Here is a 7,022-nt window from a genome sequence, read left to right as displayed (position 1 = left end):
TTCACGGTGCGGCCCGGGCACGTGACGGGCTTCCTCGGCCCGAACGGGGCCGGGAAGACCACCACGATGCGACTGATCCTGGGCCTCGACCACCCGACGGGCGGCGCGGTCACGGTGGACGGGCGCCGCTACGAGACGACGCGCTTCCCGCTGCACGAGGTCGGGGCGCTCCTCGACGCCGGCTTCGTGCACGGCGGCCGTCGCGCCGTGGACCATCTCTGGGCCCTCGCCCAGAGCAACCGCATCCCGCGACGGCGCGTCGACGAGGTGCTCGAGCTCGTGGGCATGGAGACGGCCGCTCGCCAGCGAGTCGGCACGTTCTCGCTCGGGATGCGGCAACGGCTCGGCATCGCCGCCAGCCTCCTCGGCGACCCCGCCACCCTCATGTTCGACGAGCCGGTGAACGGCCTCGACCCCGAGGGCATCGTGTGGGTCCGCAAGCTGTTCCAGGGCCTGGCCGCCGAGGGCCGCACCGTGTTCGTCTCCAGCCACCTCATGAGCGAGATGGCGCTCACCGCCGAGCACCTGATCGTGATCGGCCGGGGGCACCTCATCGCCGAGGGTCCCATCCGCGAGCTGACCAGCCGGGCCGGGGGAAAGGTGCTGGTGCGCTCCCCCCGAGCGCCGGAGCTGGCCGACCTCGTGCGCGCGCAGCACGGCACCGTCGAGCCTGACGGGAACGGAACGCTGTCGGTTCGGGGTCTGGACGCCCCCACCGTCGGCGAGCTGGCCGCCGCGCACCAGATCCCGCTGCACGAGCTCACGCCCGAGCACGCCTCGCTCGAGGAGACGTTCTTCGAGCTCACGAACGAGTCCGTCGAGTACCGGGCCGCGACCCCGGCCGCCACCACAGGAGCGTGACGCCGTGCAAGCCACGATGACCACCGACGCCGTCGCCGTCCGCCCACCGGCGGGCGGCTCCGTGCTCGGGGCGACGATCGCCTCCGAGGCGACGAAGCTGCGGTCGGTTCGTTCCACCGTGTGGACGCTCGTGGTCACCCTGGTGCTCACGGTCGGGCTCGGCGCCCTCTTCTCTTTCGCCGTGGTCAGCCGCTGGGATCGGCTCAGCCTCCACGAGCGCGCCATCCTCGACCCGGCGCTGACCAGTCTCAACGGCCTCTTCCTGGCCCAGCTGGCGATCGGCGTGCTCGGGGTCCTCGTCATCAGCTCCGAGTACGGCACGGGCATGATCCGCACGACGCTGGCCGCGGTCCCGCAGCGGCGAGCCGTCCTCGCGGCGAAGGTCGTCGTGTTCGCGGCGGCGGCGTTCGTGGTGTCCCTCGTCGCCTGCTTGGGCGCGTTCCTCGTCGGGCAGACGCTCCTCGCCGGGAAGCACGTCGGCATCTCGCTCGGGGACCCCGGCGCGCTGCGCGCCGTCTTCGGCGCCGCCGTCTTCCTCACCGCGGTGGGGCTGCTCGGCTTGGCGTTCGGGACCTTGCTGCGTCGCACCGCGGGCGCCATCTCGGCGCTGGTCGCGCTCGTCCTGGTGCTCCCCTTGCTCTCGAACGCGCTGCCGTCACCGTGGAACACCGACGTGGCGAAGTACCTGCCGAGCGGCGCCGGCCGGGCCCTCTTCGCCGTCCGCCACACGAGTGACCTCTTGCGGCCGACGGCGGGGCTCGTCCTGCTCGTCGCGTACGTGGCGGTGGCGCTGGTCGTCGCCGGCGTCGCCCTCGTCCGGCGGGACGCCTGAGGGGCCCCCGACGTGCGCTCGACGTGGCGCGGCGTGGGCCGCCGCCCTCGAGCAGTTCCCCGTGGCCCGGCGGTCTCCCCCCGACCGCTGGGCCACGGCGCGTCCGTTCGCACGACGCCCTCAGCCGAGCGATCGGCGCGGCTCCGAGAAATGGTGGTTGGCACCGCGCTGCGCCCGGAGAGACTGAGGGGCGATGGATCCGAGGCGCGCTGCCGTCGCTCGATCGAGACTTGCCGGCCGCACGAATCCTCAACCCGAAGCGCCGGAGGTCTGATGCGGCGAATCTGGGCGCAGCCGGGCGGGTCGGCGTGTGCCTGACGGGTACCGCTTCGTATGACGGCGAGCGCGGCCTGCCCGCTCTGGTCGAGCGCGCCGTGGAGCTCGCCCGTTCGATGCGCTTTCCGTATTCGTGTCACCCCGCGCAGGGTCGCCTCCTGGCGTTGCTGGCCCAGGGCCGACCCGGCGGTCTCATCGGCGAGACCGGAACCGGCTGTGGGGTCGGCTTGGCTTGGATGCTGAGCGCCGCCGACCCGACCACGCGGCTCGTGAGCATCGAACGCGACCGAGCCCGCGCCGAGGCCGCCCGAGAGCTGTTCGCGCCGTACCGACAGGTCCAGGTCCTCACCGGCGACTGGCCGGCGTTGCTCGAACACGGTCCCTTCGACCTGCTGGTCCTCGACGGAGGCGGAAGCGGCAAGACCGCCGGCGACACGCCGGTCGCTCCCCGCGAGGCGCTGCGCGGCGGCGGGTCACTGGTGATCGACGACTGGACACCGTGGGACCGCTGGCCACCCCGTGCGGCGGGCGAGGTCGACGGGGTCCAGGGCAGCCGCCAGGTCCTCGATCAAGCCCGGCTCCACTGGCTCCAGCATCCGGATCTGCTGGCGTCCGAGGCGCGGATGGCCCCGACGCTGAGCACGATCATCGCCATGCGCCGCTGACCCGACCGGCAGCGCGCAGGTTCCGCGCCGCGCACCGTGATCCGTGAGGGCCAGACCCGACCTCGCGCCGGTGACGACGGCGACCGCGGGCCCGGAGCCGGCCCTCACGTGGCGGTCGACGCCAGCCGGTCGGAGCCCGAGTGGGAGGGTGCGGGCTCAGCGGCTGGATCGAACTTCGATCCAGACGGCGCGCGCAATCGCATGCACGTCGCCGTTGTCCGAGAAGAGAGCCGATCCGGTGTGGAGCTTCCGACCGTCCCGCTGGAGGGGCCAGGACGTGACCACGCACGGCGAGCCGGCCGCGATCGGGCGGCTGATGTCGACGGCGAGGCGCCCGAGGAGGATGAGGCCAACGTCTCCGAAGAGGTCGGTGACGATGCCGCTTGGGCAGTCGAGCGCAGCCCAGACAAACTCGGGCCGGACCTGCCCGTCGGCGTCCGCGAGCGAGGGATCGGGTGTCCAGGGGGCGGCGTACCGGGATCGGTCGTCGATGGCTCCGGGGAAGATCCGCAAGCCGTCACCGACCGGGCGCTGAGGCCCGCAGACGAAGCACGTCGGATACGGGTGGTCGTCCATCCACTCGTATCGGGACGAGGCGCGCCGCGCCTCCTCGAGGCTGACGGAGGCGGGGACATCGAGGTCGATCGTGGTTGGGCGCGCCGTCGCGAGGAGCTCGTCACCGGCGAGGAGCGCGACGCGGTCCTCGTCTGGTCGAAGGTCGAGGGGCTGCCCGAGCGGCGGCGGCGCGTGCAGCGTGACCTCGGCCGCGCCCGCGATCGATCCGGCGACCATCGCGCAGGCATAGCCGCCGTTGGCGCTGTCGGGTGGGCCCCGGAACCGGGGCTGGATGACGAGGGGTGGCGCCACCGGTCGACGGTGCCAGCATCGGTGTCGAGGGTCAAGCACGGCCGATGCTCGCCCGCTCCGCTGCACAGGGCGCTCCGCGGGCCGAGCGGGAACGATCCCGTCAACGGGGCTGACTCGCACGGGCGGGGCCGGTGGTGTCGCGCGCCCTCATCGAAGCTCGCTCGAGGGCTCGCCGACTGCTCCCACCTCGTCGCCAAGCCGTAGATCGGTCCTCGCCGCGCGCGACCCGTGTGACAATTGACCCGACCACCGAGCGACACCAGCGCTCGATCCGACGCCGACGAGGGTGAGATGTCCGGGAGCAGCAGCGATGGCCGTTGATCGGCTGTTCGCCGATCCTCGTCTCGCCGAGCTGTATGACGTGCTCTGCCGAGGGCGACCCGACTTCAGCTTCTACCTGCCGCTCGTGATGGCCGCGGGCAGCGTGCTCGACGTCGGGTGCGGGACCGGTGAGCTGCTCCGCCTGGCCCGACAGGCCGGTCATCCTGGGCGGCTCTGCGGGCTCGATCCCGCCGACGCGATGCTCGGGCAGGCTCGGTCCCGCTCGGACATCGAGTGGGTCCTCGGTGACCTCGCGTCTGTCGCCTGGGATCAGGAGTTCGATCTGGTCGTCATGACCGGCCACGCCTTCCAGGTGCTCGTCGACGACGACGAGATCCGAGCATCGCTCATCGCAATCCGGTCCGCCCTCACGGCCGACGGGCGCTTCGTGTTCGAGACCCGCAACCCGCGAGTCCGAGCGTGGGAGGACTGGACGACGGAGACGCCGGTTGCGATCGCCCGGCCCGGCCGCGCGGTCGTCCGGTACTCGCGTCAGGTCGAGACGCCGGTCATCGGCGACGTCGTTCGCTTCACCCAGACCTTCTCCAGTCCCGGTTGGGACGGGCCGAAGAAGAGCTCGAGCACCTTGCGGTTCCTCGGCGAGGAGGAGCTGTCCTCGTTCCTGTCCGGCGCGGGCCTGGGGATCGAGGAGCAGCTCGGAGACTGGGACCGGCAGCCGCTCACCGACGCCAGCCCGGAGATCATCACGGTCACCAGACGGCAGTGACGCCGCCTTCCCCGGCGTCGGGGTCGGAGCGAGCGCCCGGACCTCGAGCGAAGGACGCGCGCCGGGCCGACGGGGCAGCCGGCTACGGGCGTGCCGTGGCCGGGACCGGATGACGGAAGAGCGCGGCGGCGTTCGCCCAGCACACCGCGCGCACCTCGTCGTCCGGCATTCCTGCGAGCTGTCGGGCCAGGACCGCCTGCGTGTCGGGCCAGGTCGAGTCGGCGTGCGGGTAGTCGGACTCGACGACCAGGTGGTCGACCCCGATCCGGTGGCGCGTCGCCCACGCCGATTCGTCGTCGAGCGCACACCACCAGAAGTTGCGCTGGAGGACCTCGGTCGGGGTCTCGGCCACGCCCTCCCACGTGTGCAGGTAGCCCGTCTGGTACTCGAAGCAGTGGTCGAGGCGATCCATGAGCGCCGCGACCCAGCCGATCCCGCCCTCCGACATGCAGATCTTGATGCCCGGGAACCGCACCGGGATCCGCGAGTAGAGCCAGTCGACGGCGGCGTACATGCCGTAGGCGAAGAAGAGGACGGCGATGGTTTCCGGGGGCGCGTCCTCGGTCGTCGACGGAGACGTCGACGAGGATCCGACGTGGAGGCAGACCACGGTGGCGGTCTCCTCGCAGGCGGCGAGGAACGGGTCCCAGTAGCCGGTGTGGATCGAGGGGAGCCCGAGCTTGTCGGGGCTCTCGGAGAAGGTCACGGCTTTGAAGCCACGGTCGGCGTTGCGTCGGATCTCCTCCGCGGCCACGTGCGGGTCGCGCAGCCAGGGCAGCTGGAGCGCCACCATGCGGTCCGGGTCCGTGCCGCACCACTCCTCGAGCATCCAGTCGTTCCAGGCCCGCATCGCGGCGAGGCCGAGCTCGGGTTCGGTGGGGGCGAGCGAGATGCGTTGGCCGACGAACCCGGGTAGGAACGAGGGGAAGCACACACTGGCGTAGACGCCGTTCAGATCCATGTCGTGGATGCGCGCGTGGATGTCCCAGGTCCCTCGGCGCATCTCGTCGAACCGGGTGGGCTCGAACCCGTACTCGGTGGTCGGTCGGCCGGCGACGGCGTTGAACCCGACGTTGGCGATGAGCTCGCCGTTCCAGAGCCACCGCTCGCCGCCGTCCTCGGCGGCGACCACCCGCGGCGCGTGGTCGGCGAGCCGGGCGGGGAAGCGGCCCTCCCACATGTGCGGCGGCTCGACGACGTGATCGTCGGTCGAGATCACCGTGAACCGCGCCTCGCGAGGCTCGGGGTCGGGGAGGAGCGTCACCTCGGCCCGGCGCTGGCCGCCGCCCCCGAACGACTCCATGTTCGAGAGCTCGTCGATCGTGACCGGCACGGCTCCTCCCGTCAGTCGAGCACGCTGGCGTCGTCGGCCAGGAGCAGGCGCACCGCGCCGTTCCAGTAGGCGTCGAGCGCGTGGGTCCGGAACGCGGCCTTCAGGGCGGCGCGGTGCTCGGGGGCGATCTCCCGGGTCGGGTGCCCGCTGACCAGCGCGTCGGCGGTGAGGCGGCACATGCGATCGAAGGTCGCCGACCGGTAGGTCGCCTCCTCGACCGACCCGCCGATGACCAGCGCCCCGTGGCTGACCAGGATCACGCCGTCGGCGGCGCCGACTCGTGCGGCCAGCCAGGCGCTGGCGTCCCGGTCGAGGACCTGGCCCTGGTACTCGTCCACGAGGGCCAGGGCGCCGTCGAACATGCACGCCGCCTGATGGGTGATCTCCGGCAGGCGCCCGAGCGTCGCCAGGAGCGTGGCGTGGTACGGGTGGTTGTGCACGACGACCCGGGCGTCGGGTCGGGTCCGGTGCAGCTCGGTGTGCACGAAGATGGCGGGGCTGACGTCCCACCGTCCGTCGAGCACCTCACCCTCCGGTGACACCCGGCAGAGGTCGCTCGCCCGTACCTCGTCCCACCAGAGCCCCCAGGGACTGGCCCAGAGGCTGCCGCCCGAGTCCGCGATCATGGTCACGTGACCGGCCATGTTCTCGTTGAACCCGAGCCCGGCGAGGATCCGGTGCAGGCACGCGAGCTTCTGGCGGTCGGTGAGCTCGACGCCGATCGGAGCCATGGCCCGGGGCGTGAAGGACGCGTCGACCTTCGCCACCGCGACCAACCTACGCGATCACCGGGGCGCGGTTGCCGGCCGACCCGGCGTCGACGGTCTCGGCGGTGCGGGCGCGGACGATCCGGCGGCGGCACGCCGTGACCGCCTCGAGGCGGTGGGTCACCGCGGTGTCGGACCCCGTGTCCCCGTGGCCCCAGCGTCAACGCGCGAGTGAGGCGCGGTGAGCGCGCCGCGGCTCGACACCGCGTCCGGCACGCTCGAGGGCGTGACCGTCTCGGCGCCCGACGGGAGCCCCGTGCGGCGGTTCCTCGGGATCCCGTACGCCGGGTCGCCGGCGGGGAGCCACCGGTGGCTGCGTCCCCTCGCCCCGCCGTCGTGGGCCGGCATCCGACCCGCGCTCGCCTTCGGTCCG

The 7,022-nt window shown here is 72.5% G+C and carries 8 protein-coding genes; 5 read left to right on the top strand and 3 right to left on the bottom strand.

Features of this window, described 5'->3' with window-relative positions; translation table 11 throughout:
- The 3 genes from VG869_06915 to VG869_06905 all read left to right on the top strand — a co-directional run.
- Positions 1 to 861 (top strand): ATP-binding cassette domain-containing protein (locus VG869_06915; protein HEV3450918.1); only part of this gene is annotated, 861 nt, incomplete at its 5' end.
- Positions 862 to 865: 4 nt separating this feature from the next.
- Positions 866 to 1,693 carry an ABC transporter permease gene (locus tag VG869_06910; GenBank protein HEV3450917.1) on the top strand — a complete coding sequence of 276 codons (828 nt, stop codon included), beginning with the start codon at positions 866 to 868 and terminating at the stop codon, positions 1,691 to 1,693.
- Positions 1,694 to 2,067: 374 nt separating this feature from the next.
- Positions 2,068 to 2,634 carry a class I SAM-dependent methyltransferase gene (locus VG869_06905; GenBank protein ID HEV3450916.1) on the top strand — a complete coding sequence of 189 codons (567 nt, stop codon included), beginning with the start codon at positions 2,068 to 2,070 and terminating at the stop codon, positions 2,632 to 2,634.
- Between the two features lie 156 nt (positions 2,635 to 2,790).
- Here the strand turns inward: VG869_06905 and VG869_06900 are convergent, their stop codons facing one another.
- Entirely contained in the window at positions 2,791 to 3,501 is a 711-nt protein-coding gene (locus VG869_06900) for a hypothetical protein (protein HEV3450915.1), read from the bottom strand.
- Positions 3,502 to 3,811: 310 nt separating this feature from the next.
- Here VG869_06900 and VG869_06895 point away from each other — a divergent pair, with 310 nt between their 5' ends.
- The gene (locus VG869_06895; protein HEV3450914.1) at positions 3,812 to 4,549 is read left to right on the top strand and encodes a methyltransferase domain-containing protein; all 738 of its coding nucleotides are present in this window, start codon (positions 3,812 to 3,814) and stop codon (positions 4,547 to 4,549) included.
- 82 nt (positions 4,550 to 4,631) lie between these two features.
- Here VG869_06895 and VG869_06890 read toward each other — a convergent pair whose 3' ends face one another.
- Positions 4,632 to 5,852 (bottom strand): amidohydrolase family protein, encoded by a 1,221-nt coding sequence (locus VG869_06890; protein HEV3450913.1) that lies wholly within the window; start codon positions 5,850 to 5,852, stop codon positions 4,632 to 4,634.
- Positions 5,853 to 5,893: 41 nt separating this feature from the next.
- Positions 5,894 to 6,649: a class II aldolase/adducin family protein gene (locus VG869_06885; protein ID HEV3450912.1), complete on the bottom strand. Its 756-nt coding sequence runs from the start codon at positions 6,647 to 6,649 to the stop codon at positions 5,894 to 5,896.
- 181 nt (positions 6,650 to 6,830) lie between these two features.
- Here VG869_06885 and VG869_06880 point away from each other — a divergent pair.
- On the top strand, positions 6,831 to 7,022 hold a 192-nt coding region (locus VG869_06880; protein HEV3450911.1), incomplete at its 3' end, for a carboxylesterase family protein.

This window comes from Acidimicrobiia bacterium, from assembly GCA_035948415.1.
In the GTDB taxonomy this organism is placed as follows: Bacteria; Actinomycetota; Acidimicrobiia; order IMCC26256; family PALSA-555; genus PALSA-555.
Note: the sequence above shows the minus strand (reverse complement) of the source record. Positions and strands in the feature narration are given on the sequence as shown.

Excerpts from the sequence above, each read along its gene's own strand:
- VG869_06890 (HEV3450913.1), bottom strand. The coding sequence starts at position 5,852 with ATGGAGTCGTTCGGGGGCGGCGGCCAGCGCCGGGCCGAGGTGACGCTC.
- VG869_06895 (HEV3450914.1), top strand. The coding sequence starts at position 3,812 with ATGGCCGTTGATCGGCTGTTCGCCGATCCTCGTCTCGCCGAGCTGTAT.